The sequence below is a fragment of the Pseudomonas entomophila L48 genome (genome assembly GCF_000026105.1).
Taxonomy (GTDB): Bacteria; Pseudomonadota; Gammaproteobacteria; order Pseudomonadales; family Pseudomonadaceae; genus Aquipseudomonas; species Aquipseudomonas entomophila.
This window is the reverse complement of record NC_008027.1, coordinates 2774775-2794303: the sequence shown is the minus strand read 5'-3', so window position 1 is coordinate 2794303 and position 19529 is coordinate 2774775. Positions and strand designations below refer to the sequence as shown.

Below are 19529 nucleotides of genomic sequence, written 5' to 3'. Positions count from 1 at the left end.
GGCCTGGAACAGGGTCCAGGCCGTTACCGGGTGTTACCTGGTTCGCCGGCAAGCCAGCTCCTACCTGTGTCCTGTAGGAGCCGGCTTGCCGGCGAACCCTGCGAACGCTTACTTCAAGACAGCCAGCGCCGCCTCATAGTTCGGCTCGTTGGCGATTTCACCGACCAGCTCGCTGTGCAGCACCTTGTCGTTTTCGTCCAGCACCACCACGGCACGTGCGGCCAGGCCGGCCAGCGGGCCGTCGGCGATGGCCACGCCATAGCTTTCCAGGAACTCGCGGCCGCGCAGGGTCGACAGGTTCTTCACGTTCTCCAGGCCTTCGGCGCCGCAGAAGCGTGCCTGGGCGAACGGCAGGTCGGCGGAGATGCACAGTACCACGGTGTTGGCCACGTCATTGGCCTGGGCGTTGAACTTGCGCACGGAAGTGGCGCAGGTCGGGGTGTCGACGCTTGGGAAGATGTTCAGCACCTTGCGCTTGCCGGCGAAGTCCTTGAGCGACTTGTCGGACAGGTCGCCAGCGACCAGGGAGAACGCCGGTGCCGCGGCGCCAGCCTTCGGCAGTTCGCCTTTGACCTGAACCGGGTTGCCTTTGAGAGTCACTTGAGCCATGGCGGAATTCCTTATGCGGGTTTTGAAAAAGACCCTGAGTTAAGCATGAAGCCGCGCAAGTGCCTATAAGCAAACATGAAATTGTTCTATTGCCGGACAATTCCTGTGGACAAAAAAATGCCCGGGTGGCGACAACCGCCCCGGGCATTTGTATCGCTCAGGCGTGGATCAGGCCAGCAGGCCGTACACCACCGAGGTCAGGGCCACCAGGCCGACGACCACCACGAATACGTTGGACAGCGCGCCGCTGTACTTGCGCATCGACGGCACGCGACGGATGGCGTACATCGGCATCAGGAACAGCAGCACGGCGATGATCGGGCCGCCCAGCGACTCGATCATGCCCAGGATGCTCGGGTTGAGGGTGGCGACGATCCAGCACACCACCAGCATCAGCGCGGCGACCATGCGGTCCAGGGCCTTGGCGCCCGGGCGCAGGCCGGTCTTGACGATCATGCCCTTGAGGCCTTCGCTGGCACCGATGTAGTGGCCCAGGAACGACTTGGCGATGGCGATGAAGGCGATCAAGGGCGCGGCGAAGGCAATCGCCGGCTGCTCGAAGTGGTTGGCCAGGTACGACAGGATCGACAGGTTCTGTGCCTTGGCCTCGGCCAATTGGGCGCTGCTCAGGGTCAGCACGCAGCTGAACACGAAGAACAGCACCATCAGCACCATCAGCAGGTGGGCGCGGCGCAGGATCTGGCCGCTGCGCTCGTCGGCGTGGTCGCCGTAGCGGCGCTTCTGGTCGACGGCGAAGGCCGAGATGATCGGCGAGTGGTTGAACGAGAACACCATCACCGGAATGGCCAGCCACACGGTGTGCAGGAACGCCGAGCCCGATGGCACTTGCGCGGCGGTGTCGAGGATGCCGCCGGTCCAGTGCGGCACCAGGTACAGGGCCAGCAGCGCCAGGGCGACGATGAACGGGTACACCAGCAGGCTCATGACCTTGACCGTGGCCTGCTCGCCGCAGCGCACGATGGCCAGCAGGCCGAGAATCAGCACGAACGAGAGGATCGCCCGCGGCGGTGGCGCGATGTGCAGCTGGTGCTCCAGGAAGCTGCCGACGGTGTTGGTCAGGGCCACGCTGTAGATCAGCAGGATCGGGAAGATGGCGAAGAAGTACAGCACGGTGATCAGCGCGCCGGCCTTGATGCCGAAGTGCTCTTCGACCACTTCGGTGATGTCGCCGCCCTTGCTGCCGGAGAGCACGAAGCGGGTCAGCCCGCGGTGGGCGAAGTAGGTCATGGGGAAGGCCAGCACGGCCAGGACCAGCAGCGGCCAGAAACCGCCGAGGCCGGCGTTGATGGGCAGGAACAGGGTTCCGGCGCCGATGGCCGTGCCGAACAGGCCCAGCATCCAGGTGGTGTCGTGACGCGACCAGCTGCCGAGGGTGGCGGGGGTCGATTCTACAAAGCGTTGTTCAACGCTTGGGGCCTGCTCATTCATCCGGGTGAAGCTCCACTCGCAAGACTGCAACAGGCTGAGAATGGCGAACTAGACGATTCGCCTAACTCAACCGGGGAAGAGGGGCGCGATTGTGCATGCAAAGGTTGCACTTGGGGAAGCCCCGTCCGAGAGACGGTTGCACTTGTCTTTACAAGAAGGGGAAAACGCGGGTAGCCGGGTTCGCCGGCAAGCCGGCTCCTACAGGGCGCGTAGGAGCCGGCTTGCCGGCGAACGGCTTGGTTACTTCTGCACGGCGGCGAACGCCTCGGCCACCTGGCGCAGGTTGGCCGGGCGCAGGCCGGACATGCACATGCGGCCGCTGTCGATCAGGTACACGCCGAACTCGTCGCGCAGGCGGCGCACCTGTTCGACGCTGAAACCGGTGTAGCTGAACATGCCGCGCTGGCGCAGGAAGAACTGGAAGTCCTGGCCCGGCAGCAGTTCACCGAGCAGATCGACCAGGCCCTGGCGCATTTCGAGAATGCGCTTGCGCATCACCTCGACCTCCGCCTCCCACTGGGCGTTCAGGCCGGCTTCGCCGAGCACGCCGGCGACCAGTTGCGCGCCGAACGCGGGCGGGCTGGAGTAGTTGCGGCGCACGGTGGCCTTGAGCTGGCCCAGCACGCTGACCGCGGTGGCGGCGTCGTCGCAGACCACCGACAGGCCCCCTACCCGCTCGCCGTACAGCGAGAAGATTTTCGAGAACGAGTTGCTGACCAGGCAGGGGACGCCGGCACGGGCCATCTCGCGGATGGCGAAGGCGTCTTCCACCAGGCCTTCGCCGAAGCCCTGGTAGGCGATGTCGAGGAACGGGATCAGCTGACGCGCCTTGACCACCTCGACCACCTGTTGCCACTGCTGGGCAGTCAGGTCGGCGCCGGTGGGGTTGTGGCAGCACGGGTGCAGCAGGACGATGCTGTTGGCCGACAGTGTTTGCAAGGCGGCGAGCATGCCGGCGAAGTCCACGCCACGGGTGGCCTGGTCGAAGTACGGGTAGGTGTGCACCTTGAAGCCCGCGCCTTCGAAGATCGCCCGGTGGTTGTCCCAGGTCGGGTTGCTGACCCAGACTTCGGAGCCCGGGAAGTAGCGCTTGAGGAAGTCGGCGCCGACTTTCAGCGCGCCGGAACCGCCGACGGTCTGCACCGTGGCCACGCGGCCGTCGGTGACGGCTGGGTGGTCGGCGCCGAACAGCAGCGCCTGGATCGCCTGGCGATACGTGGCCAGGCCTTCCATCGGCAGGTACAGCGAGGCTTCGTGGGGCTGGCCGGCCAGGCGTTTTTCCACCTCGCCCACCGCCGCCAGTTGCGGCACCACGCCGGCTTCGTCGTAGTACAGGCCGATACTCAGGTTGACCTTGTCGGCGCGCGGGTCGGCCTTGAAGGTTTCCATCAGCGAGAGGATCGGGTCGCCGGCATAGGCATCGACATGTTTGAACACAGCGTGCAGCTCCTTGGAAATCAGGACAGTTCGGGAAAGGCTCTGGCGAGGATACCTGCAGTCGGGCGTCAGGAACATCACCGATGCGCAAGCGGTCGGTGCAGGGGTGCAAAGGTGCGGGGGTTCAAGGGGGCGGTGGGAGCCGAGTGGCGCTCTTGAGATCGAGCGCCGCGCGGGCGGCGCTCGATCTGATAGGCGATGCAACTACTGCGTCTGGCGCCTGAGGGCCCCCGTCAGGCCAACCTCACCTCGCCAGCGCCTTCAACTCCGCCAACTCCCGCTCACCCAACGCCACCCCTTCCCGCCCAGCCACCTCGCGCTCCCGATAACGCCGCTCCCCCGGCATGCGCGTCAACCCCGCCACCTGCATCTGCTCCACCAGCTCACGGCTGCGCAGGGCAAACCGCTCCCCCTCGGCCTTGCTCGGGTCAATGACGATGATCAACTGCCCGGTCCACGGCGTCTTCGCCCCCGGATGCTGCGCCCAATCGAACTCCCAGGAGAAGTTCCCCCCCGTCAGCGCCGCGGCCAGCAACTCGACCATCATCGACAGCGCCGAGCCCTTGTGCCCGCCAAACGGCAACAGCGCCCCGCCCTCGAGAATCGCCTTGGGGTCGGTGGTCGGCTGGCCGGCCGCATCCACGCCGATGCCCGGCGGCAGTTGCTCGCCCGCACGGGCGGCGATCTGCACGTCGCCGTGGGCCATGGCGCTGGTGGCCATGTCGAAGACGATCGGGTCATGCCCGGCGCATGGCGCGGCAAAGGCAATGGGGTTGGTACCGAACAGCGGCTTGCGCGCGCCATGGGGCACCACGCAGGTCATGCTGTTGACCACGCTCAGGGCCACCAGGCCTTCGTCGGCGAAGGGCTCGACATCCGGCCATAGCGCGGCGAAATGGTGGGAGTTGTGGATCGCCAGCACCGCGATGCCCGCCGCCCGGGCCTTCTCCATCAGCAGCGGCCGAGCCGCCGCCAGCGCCGGCTGGGCGAAACCACCCTTGGCATCGACCCGCACATAGCCAGATGCCAGGTCGGTCACCTGCGGTTCGGCGCGGCCATCGACCCAGCCGCTGGCCAGGGTCGAGACATAACCGGGAATACGGAACACCCCATGGCTATGGGCGCCGTCGCGCTGGGCGCTGGCGCAGTTGTGGGCGAGCACGGCGGCCACCGCCGCGCTGCAACCATGACGCTCGAAGATCGACTGCAAGAGCACCTGCAATTCGTTGAAGGCTACGCGCACGACAGGGCCGGTGGACGGTGAGGACATCTGAAGCTCCTTTCTTGGAATTGGAATAGCTACAGCGCAACGGCACAGACTTTCCCGCCAATGACAGCAACCTGTCAAATATTGACTTGATGACAGAAAACATCCATTTTCTTTCTCACGCCAGAAATCAGCCGGAGCCGTCCATGAGCCAATCGATCAAGCAACGCCTGGAAAGCAGCCTGCACACCGCAGCCGCCTCAGGCCGCCAGATCGCCAGCTACATGCTCGCCAACCTCCACGAGCTGCCGTTCCAGACCTCGGCGAGCATCGCCGGCAAGCTGGGCGTGAGCGAATCGAGCGTCGGCCGGTTCTGCCGCGCCCTCGGCTACGCCCACCTCAAGGCGCTCAAGCAGGACCTGCAGAACGACCTGGGCGACGGCCCCTGGCTGGTGGGTGACCGCTTGCAGGAGTTCCGCCAGCAACCCGAGGACGACCAGCGCTCGGGCAGCCTGGAACTGGAAATGGCCGCGCTGGTGCGCGTGCACGAGTACAGCCGCGGCGAAGCCTGGCAACAGGTCGCCCGGCGCCTGGCCGACAAGCCCCGGGTATTCATCGCCGGGTTCCAGACCGAGCGCGGCATCGCCATGTGCATGAGCCACCTGCTGCAGTACCTGCGCGACGGCGTGCAGCTGGTCGATGGCAGCGCCGGGCATTTCGGCGAAGTGCTGCTGGGCCGCCCGGAACACTGCGCGCTGGTGGTGTTCGAGGCGCGCCGCTACTCACGCCATGCCCTGCAGCTGTGCCAGAAGGCGCGCGCGCTGGGCATCCCGGTGACGCTGGTCACCGACACCTTCTGTGACTGGGCCGATGCCAACGCCGACGAGGTGTTCCGCATCCCCAGTGAGTTCAACCTGTTCTGGGAATCCACCGCGACGATGCTGTCGTGGGTGCACCTGATGGTCAACGAGGTCTGCAAGCAGCTCGGACCGGATGTTGAAAGACGCTTGGAAGCAACTGCCGCTCTACATAACGAGTTCGTCGGCTACACGGCGGGCAAACAACAATAGCAAGAGTGCAACGACCGAGGTGCGAGATGAAAAGAACCATGGCTGTGGTGGGTGCGTGCGCCCTGTGGCTGGCCGGCAACGCCAGCGCCGAGACCCTGCGCTTCGCCACCGAGGGGGCCTACCCGCCCTTCAACTACGTCGACGCCAATAACCAGTTGCACGGCTTCGACATCGATATCACCCATGCCCTGTGCGAGCAGATGAAGGTGGAGTGCACCCTGGTGGCGCAGGACTGGGAAGGCATCATCCCGGCGCTGATGGCGCGCAAGTATGACGCCGTGGTCGCCTCGATGATCGACACCCAGGAGCGGCGCAAGAAGATCGCCTTCACCGACCATTACTACCGCACCCCCTTGACCGTGGCGGTGGCCAAGGACAGCAAGATCAGCGACGCGCAGACCGACTTCAAGGGCTACACGGTCGGCGCCCAGTCCTCTTCCACCCAGGCCATCTACGCCGAGGACGTGTACGGCAAGGCCGGCGCCGAGGTGAAACTGTACCCGACCATGGACGAAGCCAACGCCGACCTTGCCGCCGGGCGCCTGGACGGGGTGATCGCCGACAAGTTCCCGCTGCATGAGTGGTTGAGCAAGAACGGCCAGGATTGCTGCAAGATCCTCGGGGATGTCGCCAATACCAAGGCCGACGCGGCAATCGCCGTGCGCAAGGAGGACGAGGCCCTGCGCGCTCGGTTGAACGAGGCGCTGGCGGCGATCGTGGCCAATGGCACGTACCAGAAGATCGCGGGCAAGTACTTCGCCTTCGATATCTACAACTGATCCAGTTGACTGAAAGGACCTTGGGGCTGCTGCGCAGCCCTTTCCGACCGGTCCGACGCCTCGGCAAGGCCGCTCCCACAGGGAGTACACCGCATCTGTGGGAGCGGCCTTGCGTCGCGAAAGGGGCGCAGCGCGCCCCCAAACATGCCGAACCTGAGGGTGAATTCATGCTCGATCAACTCTCCCTGCTCTCCTTCGCCAGCGGCGGCTGGGGCCAGGCGCTGCTGGCCGGCGCCCTGGTGACCGTGTCGCTGGCCCTGGCCTGCCTGCCCATCGGCCTGCCGCTGGGTCTGGTCGTGGCACTGGCCGCCCGCTCACGCAAGCGCCTGCCACGGGCCTGGGCGACCACCTTCTCCACGGTGTTCCGCGGTCTGCCCGAACTGCTCACGCTGCTGATCATCTACTACGGCTGCCAGATCGCCGCGCAGAAGATCCTCGCCGCCCTGGGCTACCCGGGCGAAGTGCTGATCAACACTTTCCTAGCCGCGATGATCGCCTTCAGCCTGGTGTTCGCGGCGTTCTCCAGCGAAATCTGGCTGATGGCCTTCAAGACCCTGCCCAAGGGTCAGCTGGAAGCCTGCTCGGCCCTCGGCCTGGGCCGGCGTACGGGGTTCTTCAAGGTGGTGCTGCCACAACTGGCGCGCATCGCCCTGCCGGGCCTGTCGAACAACTGGCTGAGCTTGCTGAAAGACACCTCGCTGGTCTCGACCATCTCGCTGATCGACCTGATGCGCCAGACCAACCTGGCGGTCAGCGTGACCAAGGAACCAATGTTCTTCTATGGCGTCGCCTGCCTGGTCTACCTGCTGTTCTCGGCGCTGTCGGGCAGGGTCTTCGCCCTGCTCGAGCGGCGCAACAACCGCCACCTGCAAGGAGCCCGCCCATGAGCCTCGAGCAATTGCTGGCCTATGTGCTCGACCCGGACCTGCTGGAGCGCTATGGCCCGCGTTTCATTGACGGCCTGCTGGTAACCGCCAAGCTGGTGGCGATCTCGTTCACCCTCGGCGCGCTGCTGGGGATGCTGCTGGCCCTGGCGCGGCTGTCGCGCAGCCGTGTGCTGCAACGCCTGGCCGCGGGCTATGTGTACTTTTTCCGTGGCTCACCGCTGCTGGCCCAGTTGTTCCTGCTGTACTACGGCCTGGGCTCGCTGAAAGGTTTCTGGCAGGACGTCGGGCTGTGGTGGTTCTTCCGCGAGGCCTGGTACTGCGCCCTGCTCGCCTTCACCCTCAACACCGCCGCCTACCAGGCCGAGATATTCCGCGCCAGCCTGATGGCGGTCGCACCCGGGCAGTACGAGGCGGCCAGGGCGTTGAACCTCAAGCGCTCCACCACCTTCTTCAAGGTGGTCCTGCCGCAGTCGCTGCTGGTGGCCATCGGGCCGCTGGGCAACGAGCTGATCATGATGATCAAGGCCAGCGCCATCGCCTCGCTGGTGACGATCTACGACCTGATGGGGGTGACCAAGCTGGCCTTCTCGCGCAGCTTCGACTTCCAGATCTACCTGTGGGCGGCGGTGCTCTACCTGCTGATCGTAGAGCTCGTGCGCCGCACCCTGAAACATCTGGAGGCCCGCCTGGGCCGCCACCTGAACTGACCGAAGGAACCGCTCCATGCATTGCCAAACCATCGTTCTGGGCGCCGGCATCGTCGGCGTCAGCACCGCGCTGCATTTGCAGGCGCGTGGCCGCCAGGTGATCCTGGTCGACCGCGACGAGCCCGGCTGCGGCACCAGCCACGGCAACGCCGGCCTGATCGAGCGCTCCAGCGTGATCCCCTACGCCTTCCCACGCAAGTTCGGCGCACTGCTGCGCTACGGCCTGAACCGCCAACCGGACGTGCGCTACAGCCTGACGCACCTGCCCAAGGCCGCCCCCTGGCTGTTGCGCTACTGGCAGCAGTCGGCGCCGGGGCGCCTGGCCAAGGCCGCCGCGGACATGCTGCCGCTGGTGCAGCGCAGTGTCGAGGAACACGACGCGCTGATCGACGCCGCCGGGTTGCAGGACCTCGTGCAAGCCAAGGGCTGGATCGAGGTGTACCGCGACAGCGCGCTGTTCGAACAGGCCAAGCGTGAACTGCCTGGCTTGGCCCGCTATGGGCTGCGCTACGAAATCCTCGAGCATGATCAACTCCAGGCTCGCGAACAGCAGCTCGACGGTGGCGTGGTCGGCGGCATCCACTGGCTGGACCCGAAGACCGTGAGCAACCCTGGCGGCCTCACCCGTGGCTATGCCGGGTTGTTCGTCCAGCGCGGCGGGCAGTTCCTGCACGGCGATGCGCGCACCCTGCGCCAGGTCGACGGCGGCTGGCAGGTGGACACGCAGCGTGGCCCGGTCCGTGCCGACGAGGTGGTGGCCTGCCTCGGGCCGCAGTCGGCTGAGCTCTATGAAGCGCTGGGCTATGACTTCCCCCTGGGGATCAAGCGCGGCTACCACATGCACTACGCCACCCGCGACGGTGCCGAGCTGCGCCACTCGGTGTGCGACACCCAGGGCGGCTATGTGCTGGCGCCCATGGCCCGAGGCGTACGCCTGACCACCGGCATCGAGTTCGCCGCCAGCGACGCGGCCGCCAATGAAATCCAGCTGCGGCGCTGCGAAGCCCTGGCCCGCAAATTGTTCCCGGCCCTGGGCGAGCGCCTGGACGACAAGCCTTGGCTGGGCCGGCGCCCCTGCCTGCCGGACATGCGCCCGGTGATCGGCCCCGCGCCACGGCACAAAGGCCTGTGGTTCAACTTCGGCCACGCCCACCACGGCCTGACCCTGGGCCCGGTCAGCGGCCGCCTGCTGGCGGAACTGCTCACCGGCCAGCATCCCTTCACCGACCCTGCGCCCTACAGCGCCGCACGCTTCGACTGAAACCAGAGCGGGAGAACAACAACGATGTCCGCATCCTCCAGTCTTGCCAGCCTTGCCCCGTTGCACCCGGCACCCGACCCGCGCCCGGAGCTGATCCGCATCGAGGGCCTGAACAAGCACTACGGCGCCTTCCATGTGCTGCACGATATCGACCTGTCGGTGCGCGAGGGCGAGCGCATCGTGCTCTGCGGCCCTTCCGGCTCGGGCAAGTCGACGCTGATCCGCTGTATCAATCGCCTGGAGATAGCCGAGCAAGGCCGCATCCAGGTCGGCGGCATCGACCTCGCCACCACCACGCGCCAGGCCGCCCAGGTACGCAGCGAGATCGGCATGGTGTTCCAGCATTTCAACCTGTTCCCGCACATGAGCGTGCTGGACAACTGCCTGCTGGCGCCGATGAGCGTGCGTGGGCTGTCACGCAAGGACGCCGAGGAGCGGGCGCGGATGTATCTGAGCAAGGTCGGCATCGAGAGCCAGGCGCACAAGTACCCCAGCCAGCTGTCCGGTGGCCAGCAGCAGCGCGTGGCAATTGCCCGGGCGCTGTGCATGAAGCCGCGGATCATGCTGTTCGACGAGCCGACCTCGGCGCTGGACCCGGAGATGGTCGCCGAGGTGCTGGATGTGCTGGTGCAATTGGCAGGCACCGGCATGACCATGCTCTGTGTCACCCATGAAATGGGCTTTGCGCGCCAGGTGGCCGAGCGGGTGCTGTTCCTGGAGGGAGGGCAGATCATCGAGGACAGCCCGCCAGAGGTGTTCTTCGGGCAACCGCGTACGGCGCGGGCGCAGGCGTTTCTCAAGCAGATCCTGCATTAGCGAACGGTGGCACCGGCTTTGCCGGTGTTCGCCAGCAAGGCTGGCTCCTACAGGTATGCGGTGAGCTCTGGATGCTGTGGGAGCGGCCTTGTGTCGCGAAAGGGCTGCGTAGCAGCCCCTGGATCTTAGAGTCGATACAATGATTGCTGGGGCCGCTTTGCGGCCCTTTCGCGACACAAGGCCGCTCCCACAAGGATCGTGCCTACTGCGGCACGAATCCGCCATCAGCATGCTACTATCGCGCGGCAACCCTGGACGCACCATTGCCTCGACAAGGAACGCCGCGCGTGAACACCCCTGCGACCTCTTCGGTCAGCCTTGCCTTTTCCTGCTTCGCCCATTCATCCGGTAACGCCCGATGATCGGCGCCCTGCTCCGCCGCTCGGCCTACCCCGCCAGCCATGAACGTTCGCCCCTGCAACGCCTGGCCCTGGCCCTGTGGGGCGGCAACCTGCCGCTGACCCGCGACCAGCAACGCCGCCTGGCGCAGGTGATGCTGCTGCCGACCCTGGCCTACCTGCTGGTCACCCTCGCCTTCTGCGCACGCCTGACCGATGTGGTCGGCACCCTGGCCTACCACACCCGGCTGCAACAGCTCGCCGTGCACGGCCAATGGCTGACCGCCGCGTCGGTCGGCCTGCTGGTGCTCAGTTGCCTGCTGCGCAAGAGCATGCGCCAGGCCTGGGGCTTCGGCCGCACGCTGCTGTGGGCGCTGATCATCTGCGGCACCAGTGTGTACCTGGGCTACCATGCCCAGCGCCTGCTGGTGGATGCGCTGGTCGAGCGCGCCAGCCCGCAGCAGGAAGCCCAGGCGGCATTCGGTATCCCGTTGTTCAACCAGATGCTCAACCATGACCTGCGCCTGGACGGCCAAAGCGCCACCGCGGCCGATCTGCGCAGCCCCGAAGGCAAGCTGCGCCTGGCCGAGTTGGCCCTGCGCCTGCCGGCCATCACCCCGCTGCCCGCCATCGAGGGCCTGGCCCCGCAGGCGTTCTTCGAACAGTTGGCCGACCGCCAGCGCGGCGGCCTGGCGCGCAACTACGACAACTACCGCGCGGCCACCGCCAAGCTGGAAGACAACTACCGCCAGTACCGGCGCGCCAGCCTGTTCTACTACGGCGCCACCAGCCGCATGGCGATCCTCCAGCGCCAGGGCCAGGCCTGGACCGACTACCAGCGCCTGCTGACCAAGCGCGGGCGCAACTACAACCCGTGGAACCTGCCGGTCAGTGAATGGCAGCCTGTTCGCCATGTGCTGCGCGAGCAGATGGGGGTACCGGTCAACGACCTCTGGCAACCCGAGGACCGCGTCGGCTTCAACAAGGCGGTGGCCCGCCAGGTACGCCGCGAGGCGCGCAACCAGTACGCCGAACTGATCCAGGAACGCATCGATGCCGGCTGGATCGAACCCGGCCTGGGCCGCCCGGAGTTCCTCGCCGTGGCCGCAGTCCAGGCACAATGGCGCCAGGCCCTGAGCCTGCCGCCCGGCATCACGTTGTACGCCTATCTCACCCAGGACGCCTTCGCGCGCATGGCCTACCAGCCAGCGCTGCAACACGATGCCCGCGAGCTGATGAAGCAGCGGGTGGCGGCAGCGGACGACCTGTCGACGCTCGGCCGCGACAGCTACCGTGACCTGGTCACCCCTGCCTTGGCCCTGCTACTGGCCCTCTGTGGCTTGACCGTGCACCTGTTCAGGGCGCTGACCTACCTGGTGCGCCTGGTGCAGCCGCTGCCGCTGGGGCTCTACGTCAAGCTGCTGGTGCTGTACACGCTGCTGCTGGCCAGCCTGCCATGGCTGGCCGGCAAGCCCAGCGTGCCGGCCACGGCCCTGCCGCAACAGGGCGGCGACAGCCTGGCCCTGAGCGCACGCCTGGCCAGCCACGCCATCGACTGGCTGGCACCGCTGCAAAACCACGTGCAACCGCTGGGCGAGCGCATCCGTGCCGACCTGCTGGGCGGCTATGGCTTCGGCGTGCTCGAGCGCCTCGACGACTGATCGCGCGCCTGCCCGCCGCAACGGCGGGCAGGCTTCATTGCAGCCGTGCAATGAACCGACTGCGTCGTTAAGTATTATTGACTTCAACCCCCGTCAAACCCTTGTCGCCAAAGGCCCCGACGCCCTCCAATCCCCGAAACTCGGCGCCTGAGCCCCCTGCCACTCGTTTGACATATCGAACGGCTCTGGCAAGCTATGAGTCATGCCCCGACCGGCATCGCCCCAGGTGAGCCGGCAGTGCTCGGGGCTACAGGCTGCACCCATGGCCCCGGCCGTGCGCCTGCACAACAACGACAGGCATGACCTGTCTCAAGGTGACATATGTCCAACAGCAACATTGGCAACAAGCAACCCTCCCTGCGCAAACCCGTCGTCCTGATGACCATGGGCAGCCAAGAGCGCAAAGGCCATGACTACCAGGTCATGACCCACAAATACATCACCCCGCTGGTCGAGTTCGCCGGTTGCGTCCCGGTCCTGGTGCCCACCTGCTGCGGCACCGAGGATCTCGAGACTTACCTGGACATGGCCGACGGTGTGTACCTGACCGGTGCCGGCAGCAACATCGACCCGGCGCTCTACGGCCAGGACAACCAGACCCCCGGCAAGGGCCAGGACCAGAACCGCGACCTGTTCGACATCCCACTGGTCAAGGCGGCGATCAAGCGCGGCCTGCCGATCTTCGGCATCTGCCGCGGCATGCAGGAAATCAACGTGGCCCTGGGTGGCGATATCTACCAGAAGGTCTACGCCGAGCCAGGCTTCAACGACCACCGGGAAAACCCGGAAGACCCGGTCGATGTCCAGTACGCGGCGGTCCATGGCGTGAAGATCAAGCCTGGCAGCTGGTTGCGCGACACCCTGGGCACCGACGAGATCCGCGTCAACTCGCTGCATGGCCAGGGCCTGCGCAACCTGGGTGCTGGCATCGAGCCGATCGCCCACGCCGAGGACGGCCTGGTCGAGGCCATTCACGCCCCGACACTCTCGCCCTTCCTGTTCGCGGTGCAGTGGCACCCCGAGTGGCAGGCGGCGAAGAACCCTGACTCGATCAAGATGTTCCAGGCCTTCGGCGACGCCTGCCGCGCGCAGGTTCGCAAGGCCCAGGTCAAGCACCACCAGGCTGCCTGATCCACCGAAGCTTCGTTAGCTTTGATCGCGGGGCGGCGCAAGGCCGCCCCCGTTTCCCCGGTCACCCTCTGCTGGTCCCAGAACATATCCCGTGGAAGCGGGCGGCGGGTTTGTGCCTGTCTCCGCGATCTTTTTTTTCCTTCCCCCTCATCAAGAGATACGATGACTTGCGAAAGTCATCCCGTCTGCGGTGGCCTCATCGCGGATGAATCCGCTCCTACAGACTGGCGCGATCCTGTAGGAGCGGATTCATCCGCGATGAGGCATCTGCAAAAATTCTGTGGCGAGGGTCTAGTCATCGCACATGTTGTACGATAACTTACCTCTAACCTTGGTTCACCTTCCTTTTCCAAGCGCCACAGGATGCCTACAACAATGACCCCACAAGAACTGCAATCCATCCTCTCCCACGGCCTGCTGTCGTTCCCCGTCACCGACTTCGACGCCCAGGGCGACTTCAACCCGGCCGGCTACGTCAAGCGCCTGGAATGGCTCGCCCCCTACGGCGCCAGCGCCCTGTTCGCCGCCGGCGGCACCGGTGAGTTCTTCTCCCTGGCCGCCAGCGAATACAGCCAGGTGATCAAGACCGCGGTCGACACCTGCGCCACTTCGGTGCCGATCCTCGCCGGCGTCGGTGGCTCGACCCGCCAGGCCATCGAATACGCCAAGGAGGCCGAACGCCTGGGCGCCAAGGGCCTGCTGCTGCTGCCCCACTACCTGACCGAAGCCAGCCAGGACGGCGTCGCCGCCCATGTCGAGGCGGTGTGCAAGGCGGTCAACATCGGCGTGGTGGTGTACAACCGCAACGTCTGCCGCCTGAACGCCGACCTGCTGGAACGCCTGGCCGAGCGCTGCCCGAACCTGATCGGCTACAAGGACGGCCTGGGCGACATTGAGCTGATGGTGTCGATTCGCCGCCGCCTGGGTGATCGCTTCAGCTACCTGGGTGGCCTGCCCACCGCCGAGGTGTATGCTGCGGCGTACAAGGCCCTGGGCGTGCCGGTGTACTCCTCGGCGGTGTTCAACTTCGTGCCGAAGACGGCGATGGACTTCTACCACGCCATCGCCCGCGACGATCACGCCACCGTGGCCAAGCTGATCGACGATTTCTTCCTGCCGTACCTGGATATTCGCAACCGCAAGGCCGGTTACGCCGTGAGCATCGTCAAGGCCGGGGCCAGGATCGCCGGCTACGACGCAGGCCCCGTGCGCACGCCGCTGACCGACCTGACCGCGCAGGAGTACGAGATGCTCGCCGCGCTGATGGACAAGATGGGCCCGCAAACCGTGTAACCAGGCCCGGGGTGCTTCGCCCACCCGCTGATCGCCCCGGCCCTCGCGCCCTGCCTTGGCGCAACAAAATGACGACTACAAGCCCGCATAAAAATAACGAGTGGGAGTACACAGCATGCAAGCGACGAAAAAGACGCATGTGCGCTACCTGATCCTGTTGATGCTGTTCCTGGTGACCACCATCAACTATGCCGACCGCGCCACCATCGCCATCGCCGGCTCCAGCCTGCAGAAAGACCTGGGCATCGACGCGGTCACCCTCGGCTACATCTTCTCCGCCTTCGGCTGGGCCTACGTGGCCGGGCAGATCCCTGGCGGCTGGCTGCTCGACCGCTTCGGTTCGAAAAACGTCTACGCCTTCAGCATCTTCACCTGGTCGCTGTTCACCCTGCTGCAAGGCTTCGTCGGCGGCCTGCCGGTGGCCTGGGCGGTGGTCACCCTGTTCACCCTGCGCTTCCTGGTAGGTTTCGCCGAAGCGCCGTCGTTCCCCGGCAACGCCCGTATCGTCGCGGCCTGGTTCCCGACCCAGGAGCGCGGCACCGCCTCGGCGATCTTCAACTCGGCGCAGTACTTCGCCACGGCGCTGTTCGCGCCGATCATGGGCTGGATCGTGTTCACCTTCGGCTGGGAGCACGTGTTCGTGGTCATGGGGGCATTGGGCATCGTGTTCTCGATGGTCTGGCTCAAGACCATCCACAACCCACGCCAGCACCCACGCATCAGCCAGGCCGAGCTCGACCACATCGAGCACAACGGCGGCCTGGTGGACATGGACCAGAAGCGCGGCAACGACGGCCCGAAATGGGGCTACATCAAGCAGCTGCTGACCAGCCGCATGCTGCTGGGCGTGTACCTGGGCCAGTACTGCATCAACGCCATTACTTACTTCTTCCTGACCTGGTTCCCGGTGTACCTGGTGCAGGAGCGCGGCATGACCATCCTCAAGGCCGGCTTCATCGCTTCGCTGCCGGCGGTGTGCGGCTTCATCGGTGGCGTGCTGGGTGGTGTGATCTCGGACTGGCTGCTGCGCCGTGGCCACTCGCTGACCTTCTCGCGCAAGCTGCCGATCGTCTGCGGCCTGCTGCTGTCGACCACCATGGTGTTCTGCAACTACGTCGACGCCGAGTGGATGGTGGTCGGCTTCATGACCCTGGCGTTCTTCGGCAAGGGCATTGGCGCGCTGGGCTGGGCGGTGGTCGCCGACACCTCGCCCAAGCAGATCGCCGGGCTGTCGGGTGGCTTGTTCAACACCTTCGGCAACATCGCCTCGATCACCACCCCCATCGTCATCGGCTACATCATCAGTGCCACCGGCTCGTTCAAGTGGGCCCTGGTGTATGTGGGCGCCAACGCGCTGGTGGCGGTGTTCAGCTACCTGGTGATCGTCGGCCCGATCAAACGCATCGAGCTCGAACAGCCCCCAAAGGAGCAACCCGCGCCCGGCGCTGAGCTGGCACGCCCGTAAGCGAACCACGTCGGCGCCTGCACCCCAGGCGCTGGCAGCAGAACGAAGCCTGAATGAATGACAAGAAGGGCCTGACCATGCAGTTGATCGAACATTCCGAGTCGCCCCGCTACGTCCGCCTGCACGCCGACGACAACGTCGTGGTGGTGGTCAACGACGGCGGCCTGGGCGAAGGCGCGCGCTTTGCCGATGGCCTGACCCTGGTCGAGGGCGTGCCGCAGAGCCACAAGGTGGCCACCGTCGACATCCGTCAGGGTGAAGCGGTGCGCCGCTACGGGCAGGTCATCGGTTATGCCCTGGAAGACCTGCGCCAGGGCAGCTGGGTGCAGGAAGACCAACTGCGCATGCCGGCCGCGCCCGAACTGGACAGCCTGCCACGTTGCGACGCCGTGCCTGCGGCGCTGCCGCCATTGGAAGGCTTCACCTTCGAGGGCTACCGCAACCAGGACGGCACCGTCGGCACCCGCAACATCCTCGGCATCACCACCACCGTGCAGTGCGTGACCGGCGTGCTCGATCATGCGGTCAAGCGCATCCGCAGCGAACTGCTGCCCAAGTACCCCAACGTCGACGACGTGGTCGCCCTCACCCACAGCTACGGCTGTGGCGTGGCGATCAACGCCCGCGACGCGTACATCCCGATCCGCACCGTGCGCAACCTGGCGCGCAATCCCAACCTCGGTGGCGAGGCCCTGGTAATAAGCCTGGGCTGCGAAAAACTCCAGGCCGGCCAGGTGATGCACGACGACGACCCGTCGGTGGACCTCAGCGAACCCTGGCTGTATCGCCTGCAGGATGCCTCGCTGGGCTTCGTCGAAATGATCGAGCAGATCATGGCCCTGGCCGAAACCCGTCTGAGAAAGCTCGACCAGCGCCGCCGCGAGCCCGTGCCGGCCAGCGAACTGATCCTCGGCATGCAGTGCGGCGGCAGCGACGCCTTCTCCGGCATCACCGCCAACCCGGCGCTGGGCTATGCCGCCGACCTGCTGGTGCGCGCCGGCGCCACGGTGCTGTTCTCGGAAGTCACCGAAGTGCGCGACGCCATCTACATGCTCACCTCCCGCGCCGAAACCCCGGAAGTGGCCGACGCGCTGGTGCGCGAGATGGACTGGTACGACCGCTACCTGCAGCAGGGCGCGGCCGACCGCAGCGCCAACACCACACCGGGTAACAAGAAAGGCGGGTTGTCGAACATCGTCGAGAAAGCCCTGGGGTCGATCGTCAAGTCCGGCAGCGGCGCCATCCAGGGCGTGCTCGGCCCGGGCGAGCGGGTTACGCACAAGGGCCTGGTGTTCTGCGCCACACCGGCCAGCGACTTCGTCTGCGGCACCTTGCAACTGGCGGCCGGGATGAACCTGCACGTGTTCACCACCGGCCGTGGCACCCCCTACGGCCTGGCCATGGCACCGGTGGTCAAGGTGTGCACCCGCAGCGAACTGGCGCAGCGCTGGCCCGACCTGATCGACATCGACGCCGGGCGCATCGCCACTGGCCGGGCGACCATCGAAGAGCTGGGCTGGGAGCTGTTCCACTACTACCTGGACGTCGCCAGCGGTCGCCGGCAGACCTGGGCCGAAAAGCACCGGTTGCACAACGACATCACCCTGTTCAACCCCGCCCCCATCACCTGAAAGTGCAACCGAACCCTGTAGGAGCGGGTTCACCCGCGAATCAGACACCGCGTTGTCTGGCACCCGCTTCGCGGGTGTTCGCGGGTAAACCCGCTCCTACAGGTCGGCGCGCCGTCTTCCCTTCTCACGTAAAGGAGCACTCCATGCCCGAGATCCTCGGCCACAATTTCATCGCCGGCCAGCGCAGCGCCGCCGGCGCACAACGCCTGCAGAGCCTGGACGCCACCACCGGCGAGGCCCTGCCCTGCAGCTTCGCCCAGGCCACCGAAGGTGAAGTCGACCAGGCCGCCCGCGCCGCGGCCACTGCTTTCGCCGCGTTCCGCCAGTTGCCACCGGCACGCCGCGCCGAGTTCCTCGAAGCCATCGCCGCCGAGCTGGACGAACTGGACGATGCCTTCGTCGCCATCGTCTGCCGTGAAACCGCCCTGCCGACCGCGCGCATTCAGGGTGAACGTGGCCGCACCAGCGGGCAGATGCGCCTGTTCGCCCAGGTGCTGCGCCGTGGCGACTACCTCGGCGCGCGCATCGACCTGGCCCAGCCCGAACGCCAGCCCCTGCCTCGGGTGGATATCCGCCAGATGCGCATCGGCGTCGGCCCGGTCGCCGTGTTCGGCGCCAGCAACTTCCCGCTGGCCTTCTCCACGGCCGGTGGCGATACCGCCGCCGCCCTGGCCGCCGGTTGCCCGGTGGTGTTCAAGGCCCACAGCGGCCACATGGCCACTGCCGACCTGGTGGCCTGCGCCATCCTGCGCGCCGCGGAACGTACCGGCATGCCCAAGGGCGTGTTCAACATGGTCTTCGGGGGCGGTGTCGGCGAGTGGCTGGTCAAGCACCCGGCCATCCAGGCGGTCGGTTTCACCGGCTCGCTCAAGGGTGGCGACGCCCTGTGCCGCATGGCCGCCGAGCGCCCGCAGCCAATCCCGGTGTTCGCCGAGATGTCCAGCATCAACCCGGTGATCGTCCTGCCCGGCGCCCTGGCCAAGCGTGGCAATGCCATTGCCCGCGAACTGGCCGGCTCCGTGTGCCTGGGGGCTGGGCAGTTCTGCACCAACCCCGGCATGGTCATCGGCCTGCAATCGCCGCAGTTCAGCCAGTTGCTCACAGACCTTGGCCAGCACCTGGCCGCACAACCCGGCCAGACCCTGCTCAACGCGGGCGGTCTGCGCAGCTACGTGGGGGGCCTGGAGCACCTGCAAGCCCATGCTGGCATCCGGCACCTGGCCGGTCAGGCCCAGGCAGGCGGTCAAGCTCAGGCCCAGCTGTTCCAGGCTGATGCACGCCTGCTGGTGAACGCCGACCCGTTGTTGCAGGAAGAAGTCTTCGGCCCGGCCACCGTGGCTGTCGCCGTGCAGGACGACCAGCAATTGCGCGACGCCCTGCTAGGCCTGCGCGGCCAACTGACCGCCACGCTGATTGGCGAGCCGGAGGACTTCGAGGCCTTTGCCTGGCTGGTACCGTTGCTGGAGGAGAAGGTCGGGCGGATCCTGGTCAACGGCTACCCGACCGGGGTGGAAGTGTGTGACGCCATGGTCCATGGCGGGCCGTATCCGGCCACCTCCGATGCCCGTGGCACGTCGGTCGGGACCCTGGCCATCGACCGTTTCCTGCGGCCGGTGTGCTACCAGAACTATCCGCAGGCGTTGTTGCCGGAAGCCTTGCGCGACAGTAATCCGCTGGGGCTGCGGCGCCTGGTGAATGGGCAGTGGCGCGACGGGGCGATCTGACAGTACCGGCCCTTTCGCCGGCAAGCCGGCTCCTACAGGTACCGCGCCGAACCCGTAGGAGCCG

At 66.3% G+C, this 19529-nt stretch carries 16 protein-coding genes; 12 read left to right on the top strand and 4 right to left on the bottom strand.

Annotated elements, in window-relative coordinates:
- Window positions 1-108: 108 nt before the first annotated feature.
- The 4 genes from tpx to PSEEN_RS12375 form a co-directional block, all read right to left on the bottom strand.
- Window positions 109-609: a thiol peroxidase gene (gene tpx, locus PSEEN_RS12390; protein WP_011533855.1), complete on the bottom strand. Its 501-nt coding sequence runs from the start codon at window positions 607-609 to the stop codon at window positions 109-111.
- A gap of 168 nt (window positions 610-777) precedes the next feature.
- Complete coding sequence (locus PSEEN_RS12385) at window positions 778-2058, bottom strand: serine/threonine transporter (protein WP_011533854.1); 1281 nt, start codon at window positions 2056-2058, stop codon at window positions 778-780.
- A gap of 240 nt (window positions 2059-2298) precedes the next feature.
- A complete protein-coding gene (locus PSEEN_RS12380) occupies window positions 2299-3495 on the bottom strand; it encodes an amino acid aminotransferase (protein WP_011533853.1) in 1197 nt (398 codons plus the stop codon).
- A 244-nt stretch (window positions 3496-3739) separates the two neighbouring features.
- Window positions 3740-4765 (bottom strand): Ldh family oxidoreductase, encoded by a 1026-nt coding sequence (locus PSEEN_RS12375; protein ID WP_044488068.1) that lies wholly within the window; start codon window positions 4763-4765, stop codon window positions 3740-3742.
- Window positions 4766-4908: 143 nt separating this feature from the next.
- On the opposite strand from PSEEN_RS12375, the gene PSEEN_RS12370 reads away from it, so the two are divergent.
- The 12 genes from PSEEN_RS12370 to PSEEN_RS12315 all read left to right on the top strand — a co-directional run bounded on the left by PSEEN_RS12370 (window position 4909) and on the right by PSEEN_RS12315 (window position 19465).
- Window positions 4909-5772, top strand: a complete 864-nt coding sequence (locus PSEEN_RS12370; protein ID WP_044488066.1) for a MurR/RpiR family transcriptional regulator — start codon at window positions 4909-4911, stop codon at window positions 5770-5772.
- A 26-nt stretch (window positions 5773-5798) separates the two neighbouring features.
- Window positions 5799-6551, top strand: a complete 753-nt coding sequence (locus tag PSEEN_RS12365; protein WP_011533850.1) for a transporter substrate-binding domain-containing protein — start codon at window positions 5799-5801, stop codon at window positions 6549-6551.
- Between the two features lie 167 nt (window positions 6552-6718).
- The gene (locus PSEEN_RS12360) at window positions 6719-7438 is read left to right on the top strand and encodes an ABC transporter permease (RefSeq protein WP_011533849.1); all 720 of its coding nucleotides are present in this window, start codon (window positions 6719-6721) and stop codon (window positions 7436-7438) included.
- On the top strand, window positions 7435-8145 hold the full coding sequence (locus tag PSEEN_RS12355) for an ABC transporter permease (RefSeq protein ID WP_011533848.1): 711 nt from the start codon (window positions 7435-7437) through the stop codon (window positions 8143-8145). The genes PSEEN_RS12360 and PSEEN_RS12355 overlap by 4 nt, the downstream gene beginning before the upstream one ends.
- A gap of 16 nt (window positions 8146-8161) precedes the next feature.
- Window positions 8162-9406, top strand: a complete 1245-nt coding sequence (locus PSEEN_RS12350) for an NAD(P)/FAD-dependent oxidoreductase (RefSeq protein WP_011533847.1) — start codon at window positions 8162-8164, stop codon at window positions 9404-9406.
- Window positions 9407-9430: 24 nt separating this feature from the next.
- Entirely contained in the window at window positions 9431-10222 is a 792-nt protein-coding gene (locus tag PSEEN_RS12345; protein ID WP_011533846.1) for an amino acid ABC transporter ATP-binding protein, read from the top strand.
- A gap of 358 nt (window positions 10223-10580) precedes the next feature.
- Entirely contained in the window at window positions 10581-12221 is a 1641-nt protein-coding gene (locus PSEEN_RS12340) for a hypothetical protein (RefSeq protein WP_011533845.1), read from the top strand.
- A gap of 321 nt (window positions 12222-12542) precedes the next feature.
- Window positions 12543-13352, top strand: a complete 810-nt coding sequence (locus PSEEN_RS12335; protein WP_011533844.1) for a gamma-glutamyl-gamma-aminobutyrate hydrolase family protein — start codon at window positions 12543-12545, stop codon at window positions 13350-13352.
- Between the two features lie 375 nt (window positions 13353-13727).
- Window positions 13728-14645 (top strand): 5-dehydro-4-deoxyglucarate dehydratase, encoded by a 918-nt coding sequence (gene kdgD / locus PSEEN_RS12330; RefSeq protein WP_011533843.1) that lies wholly within the window; start codon window positions 13728-13730, stop codon window positions 14643-14645.
- A 115-nt stretch (window positions 14646-14760) separates the two neighbouring features.
- Window positions 14761-16110, top strand: a complete 1350-nt coding sequence (locus PSEEN_RS12325) for an MFS transporter (RefSeq protein WP_011533842.1) — start codon at window positions 14761-14763, stop codon at window positions 16108-16110.
- A 77-nt stretch (window positions 16111-16187) separates the two neighbouring features.
- Entirely contained in the window at window positions 16188-17741 is a 1554-nt protein-coding gene (garD, locus tag PSEEN_RS12320; protein WP_011533841.1) for a galactarate dehydratase, read from the top strand.
- A gap of 143 nt (window positions 17742-17884) precedes the next feature.
- The gene (locus PSEEN_RS12315; RefSeq protein ID WP_011533840.1) at window positions 17885-19465 is read left to right on the top strand and encodes an aldehyde dehydrogenase (NADP(+)); all 1581 of its coding nucleotides are present in this window, start codon (window positions 17885-17887) and stop codon (window positions 19463-19465) included.
- The last annotated feature ends 64 nt before the right edge of the window (window positions 19466-19529 follow it).